We start from the raw sequence: 703 nt of genomic DNA on the forward strand, positions 1-703 counted from the left end.
CGGTGACGATCGAGATATCGGGCGAGGGAAATCAAACCCGCGTCTCATTGACCCAAGACAATAATCCGACTGAAGAAGCGCGCGAGCATTCCGAGAGGATGTGGGAAATGATGCTGGCGGCCCTGAAGAAGTTCTTGGAACAATAGCTGACGATGCTCGCGACAATTCAGGCCACATGCTACCTGTCCGACAAGCGCTTGCACCTAACGCCGCTCCGCGGCGCAGGTGAAGTGCAGGCCGTTAGTCAACACAAAAAGGAGACCCCATGAAGACGCTCATCACCGAATTCATCAGCCTCGACGGTGTCGTCCAGGCACCGGGCGCACCCAGTGAAGACACCGACGGCGGCTTTGCCCACGGCGGGTGGATGGGGAAGTATTTCGACCCGGAGGTCATGGGCGGGACGTTCGACGCCCTGGCAAAGCAAAGCGACGTCCTCCTGCAGGGTCGGCGTACCTATCAGGTGTCGGCAATGGCCTGGCCCAGCCGCTCCGGAGACGACTTCTCCGACTGGATCAACCGCGTGCAAAAGTATGTGGTCTCCGACACGCTCACCGAGGCCGACATCGTGTGGCACCCGACCACCCTCATCCGCGGCAAGGACTTTCTGAAGACCGTGGCCGACCTGCGGGCGCAGCCGGGCGGCTACATCTACGTCTACGGCAGCCCCACGATGGTGCAGTCGCTCCTCGCCGCCGACCTG

2 protein-coding genes are annotated in these 703 nt (G+C 61.5%); both read left to right on the forward strand.

Features of this window, described 5'->3' with window-relative positions; all coding sequences use genetic code 11:
* Positions 1-2 precede the first annotated feature (2 nt).
* Entirely contained in the window at positions 3-146 is a 144-nt protein-coding gene (locus ACTFO6_RS17395) for an SRPBCC domain-containing protein (RefSeq protein WP_439935692.1), read from the forward strand.
* A 119-nt stretch (positions 147-265) separates the two neighbouring features.
* Positions 266-703, forward strand: a 438-nt coding sequence (locus ACTFO6_RS17400) for a dihydrofolate reductase family protein (protein WP_439935691.1), incomplete at its 3' end; no start/stop codon positions are given.

The organism is Pelomicrobium sp. G1, assembly GCF_051905455.1.
GTDB lineage: Bacteria > Pseudomonadota > Gammaproteobacteria > Burkholderiales > UBA6910 > Pelomicrobium.